This window comes from Hymenobacter sp., from assembly GCF_035709525.1.
Classification (GTDB): domain Bacteria; phylum Bacteroidota; class Bacteroidia; order Cytophagales; family Hymenobacteraceae; genus Hymenobacter.
This window is the reverse complement of record NZ_DASTEP010000201.1, coordinates 1-3919: the sequence shown is the minus strand read 5'-3', so window position 1 is coordinate 3919 and position 3919 is coordinate 1. Positions and strand designations below refer to the sequence as shown.

Here is a 3919-nt window from a genome sequence, read left to right as displayed (position 1 = left end):
AGCTAACGTCAGCAGTCCTCAGGCTCCCCCTCTCCCGGAGGGGAGGGGGCCGGGGGGCGGGGTACTACGCTACCCCGGCAGCTGCAAGCCCGCCAGCTGCTTATTAATAAAATCAACCTCCTCAAAGCTCAGCTGCACGTCCATCGCCTTAGCGTTTTGGGTGGCTTGCTCGGGGTTGCGGGCGCCCACCAGCGCCACCGTGATGCCGGGCTGCGCCAGCGTCCAGCGCAGCACGAGCTGGCCCAGGGTGGCGTTTTTGGTTTCGGCCAGCGGCCGGATTTTGTTGAGGAACGCGTTGACGGCCGTCACGGCTTCCGGCTTGAAGAGGCGGTTGGTGCTGCGCAGGTCGCTGGCGTCGAAGTGCTGGCCGGGCTTCATTTTGCCGGTCAGTAGGCCCAGCTGCAAGGGGCTGTAGACCAAGATGCCCAGGTCGTGCTGCTGGGCGTAGGGCACCACGTCTTTCTCGATGTCGCGGCGCAACATGCTGTAGGGCACCTGGTTGCTGGCCAGCTTGATTGTCTTTTCGGCTTCCTCCATCTGGGCCACCGAGTAGTTACTGACGCCCGCCGCCCGCACCTTACCCTGCTCGATGAGGCGCTGCACGGCCTCCATCGTTTCGCTTATCGGGGTGGTAGTGTCGGGCCAGTGCTGCTGGTAGAGGTCGATGTAGTCGGTGCCCAGGCGCTTGAGGCTGTCCTCGCACTCCTTGATGATGCTGTCGCGGCTGGCGTACTTGTACACGTCCACGTCCTGGCCGTCGTTGTTTTTGGTTTTCATGGCGAAGTCGCCCTTGGCCAAATCCCAGCGCATGCCAAACTTGGTGAGCACCTGCACCTTGTCGCGCGGCAAGCTCTTAATGGCCTCGCCCACAATCTGCTCGCTCAGCCCCATGCCGTAGATGGGGGCCGTGTCGATGCTGGTCACGCCGAGGTCGTAGGCGGCGTGGATGGCGCCCACGGCGTCGTTTTGCTCGGTGCCGCCCCACATCCAGCCGCCGGCCGCCCAGCTGCCGAAGGTGATGCGCGACACGCGCACGTCGGATGAGCCTAATTTCTGATATTCCATGACTTACGTAGTTTCTTGGAGGAAAAATGTAGTCTGATTTAACTACTGGTTGGGCCGAAGGTTGCGCCCGCGCCCACCGCCACCCATCCGAACGCTGAGCCGTGGCCCGGTGTTAAGGCAGGTGAAAAGCAAACATTTCGGCATTGCGCCGGCTTCGTGTTTTTCAGTTATTCCCTAGCGAGTATTCCTATGAAAGTTGAAATCTGGTCCGACGTGGTGTGCCCGTTCTGCTACATCGGCAAGCGCAAGTTTGAGCGCGCGCTGGGCGAATTTGCCCACCGCGCCGACGTGCAAATCGAGTGGAAAAGCTTCCAGCTCACGCCTGACTTCGTACCCACGCCCGGCGAAAATATCCACGCGTCGCTAGCCAAGAAAAAGGGTGTGCCGGAGGCTGAAGGCCGCCGCATGAACGACTACATGACCCAGGCCGCCAAGGAAGTAGGCCTGAATTACCAGTTCGACATCGCCATCCCGGCTAATACTTTTCTGGCGCACCAGCTCATTCACTTTGCCGCCCACCAAGGCCGGCAGGGCGACATGAAAGAGCGCCTCTTTGCCGCCTACTACCTCGAAGGCCGCGACCTCAACGCGCTGGATACGCTGCTCAACCTGGCCGCCGAAATCGGCCTCAATGCCGACGCCGCCCGCCAGGCGCTCGAAGCCGGCACCTACGCCAACGAGGTGCGCCGCGACGAATACGAAGCCCAGCAAATCGGGGTGCGCGGCGTGCCGTTTTTCGTGTTTGAGGACAAGTACGCCGTGAGTGGTGCGCAGCCCAGCGAGGTATTTGCCGAGGTGCTGGAAAAGGTGTGGGAAGAAGCCCATCCGGCCAAGCCGCAGCCCACTATACTGGCCGATGGCCCCGCCTGCGGTCCCGAGGGCTGCGACTAAAACCAGCGCAAGAACGCGTGTAGAGACGCATCCTTGCGTCTCCCGCTAGACGAGCCGAATAACGGGAAACGCAAGGATGCGTCTCTACACCAGCGCCTGTGCTGAATTTGCAAAAACCTTCGCTTGCAGAATATCCATTTTTAGCCTAAACGAAGCCAGCAAGCGGCGTTGCTTCATAGCTTCGCCATTGGGTGCGGCATAAGCTTGCGCGTAGTAGCGCGGCGATTTCCACATGCTTCTTCCTTTCGTGCTGGTTTATGAGCTTTTTCACTAAGAATAACCGCCTGCCGCGTCGCCCCGGCCGGCGCTGGGCGCTGCCGCTGGCGGCGGTCGGGCTGCTGGGGCTGGCCGCTTTCCAACTGCCGGCCGACGACAACCCGGTGCGCGCGCTGGCCGAAAAGGCCGCCGCCTTCTACGCCACCGCCCGGCCCGAAAAGGTGTATTTGCACCTCGACCGCCCGGTGTACGGCACCGGCGAGACTATCTGGTTCAACGCCTACCTGGTCGATGCCCTGCGCCACCGGCCCGACTCGCTGAGCCGGGTGCTGTACGTGGAGCTGCTCTCGCCGCAGCGGCAGTTGGTGGCGCGCCGCATTTTGCGCGTGCAGGACATTGGCCTGGCCCACGGCGACATCGAGCTCGATGACAGCCTGCGGGCTGGCACCTACGTGCTGCGCGCCTACACCAACTGGATGCGCAACCAGGGCCCCGCTTTCTTCTACCAGCGCCAGCTGCAAGTGTGGCCCGCCGCCCCCACCCAGCCCGTGGAAAAGCCCGCGCCCCTCTCGCCCGCCCGCGCCGGGGCCCAGAAAACCGCCCCGGCCAAGGTCGACGTGCAGTTCTTCCCAGAGGGCGGCACGTTGGTGGCCGGCTTGCCCGGTACGGTAGCCTTCAAGGCGCAGGCGGCCACCGGGCGCGGCCTCGACATCAGCGGGCAAGTGCTGGATGCGCAGAATAAACCCGTGGGCGCGGCCTTCAAAAGCCGGCACCTGGGCATGGGGCGCTTCAGCTTTACGCCGGTGGCCGGGCAGCAGTACCACGCCCGCGTGACCCTGCCCGGCGGCACCACAGCCGACTACCCGCTGCCCGCCGCCCAGGCCAGCGGCTACGCGCTACACGTGGCCGATACCGGCGAGAATTTTACCATCGAGGCGCGCTACGTGGGGGCCACGCCGCCCGGCCCGGCGCTGCTCGTGAGCGAGGTGCGCGGCTATATCGTGGGGCTGCCGCCGCGCCCGCTCACCTCCGATGGCAAGCCGGTGACGTGGAACGTGGCCAAAAGCAAATACCCGAACGGCATCGCGCACTTCACCTTGTTCGACGCCCAGAGCCGGCCGCAGGCCGAGCGCCTGGCCTTCGTGCAGAATGGCCCGGCGGCGCTCAAAATCACCCTCACGGCCGACAAAGCCGCCTACGCCCCGCACGAGCGCGTGCTGATGAAAGCCCTCGTGACCGACGCCAGCGGCCAGCCCGTGACCACGCGCTTCTCGGTGGCCGTGGCCGAGCAGGGCGCGGCTACTCTCGACGCCAATGCCGAAACCATCGCCTCCAACCTGCTGCTGACCTCCGACCTAGCGGGCTACGTGGAGGAGCCGGGCTACTACTTCAAAAGCCAGACCCCGGAAGCCGCCCAGGCCCTCGACGACCTGCTGCTGACCCAGGGCTGGCGGCGCTTCGTCTGGAAAGACCTGCTGGCCGGCCCCGTACCCGCCCCGCAATATCGCGCCGAGCAGGAGCTGGCCATTCGCGGGCAGGTCACGGGCATGGGGCATAACCCCATTGCCAACAGCCAGTTGACGTTCGTGCAAACCAAGCCCATGCGGCAGTTTCTCACGGCTACTACCGATGCGCAGGGGCGCTTCAGCTTCGTGGGCTTCGATGGCAAAGACACGACCGTGGTAACGCTGCAAGCCCGCCGCACCAACGGCGGGGCCAACGTGACCGTGCGCCCCGACCTGGGCGC

The 3919-nt window shown here is 64.5% G+C and carries 2 protein-coding genes and 1 pseudogene; 2 read left to right on the top strand and 1 reads right to left on the bottom strand.

The window, feature by feature from the left end:
- Window positions 1-69: 69 nt before the first annotated feature.
- Complete coding sequence (locus VFO93_RS17690; RefSeq protein ID WP_325135709.1) at window positions 70-1065, bottom strand: aldo/keto reductase; 996 nt, start codon at window positions 1063-1065, stop codon at window positions 70-72.
- Between the two features lie 189 nt (window positions 1066-1254).
- Here VFO93_RS17690 and VFO93_RS17685 point away from each other — a divergent pair, with 189 nt between their 5' ends.
- Window positions 1255-1956 (top strand): DsbA family oxidoreductase, encoded by a 702-nt coding sequence (locus tag VFO93_RS17685; protein ID WP_325135708.1) that lies wholly within the window; start codon window positions 1255-1257, stop codon window positions 1954-1956.
- Between the two features lie 257 nt (window positions 1957-2213).
- Window positions 2214-3919 (top strand): annotated as a pseudogene (locus VFO93_RS17680) (hypothetical protein); the annotation flags it as partial.